The sequence below is a fragment of the Octadecabacter dasysiphoniae genome, from assembly GCF_021532615.1.
Taxonomy (GTDB): domain Bacteria; phylum Pseudomonadota; class Alphaproteobacteria; order Rhodobacterales; family Rhodobacteraceae; genus Octadecabacter; species Octadecabacter dasysiphoniae.
The window spans coordinates 1-317 of the sequence record NZ_JAKGAQ010000027.1; the positions used below are offsets into that span (position 1 = coordinate 1).

General features: G+C 64.0%; 1 protein-coding gene. It reads right to left on the reverse strand.

Annotated elements, in window-relative coordinates; all coding sequences use genetic code 11:
• On the reverse strand, window positions 1-317 hold a 317-nt coding region (locus tag L0664_RS18490; protein ID WP_235227384.1), incomplete at both ends, for a VCBS domain-containing protein.

A 317-nucleotide genomic window follows, 5' to 3' on the forward strand; every position in this document is an offset into this window, starting at 1 on the left:
GTCACGGTCTCTTCCGTGCCATCCACCGTTGTGACCGTGAAGCTGTCACTTGCTGTCTGGCCGTCAGCAAGGCTCTGGACCGCCTCTTGCGCATTGTCCGCCGTGTAGGTCCACGCCCCTTCTGCGTCGATGTAAAAGCTGCCGTAGGTCCCGACCGTGCCACTCTGCGTCGGGAACGCGGCCTCGCCGGTATCGGGATCCGTGACGCTTAGCGCACCTGTCGCCGTGAGGGTTGTCGCCTCATCCTCGGTCACGTCACCCGTCGTGTCGCCCGTAATCACCGCCGCATCATCGACCCCGGTGATCGTCACCGTCAC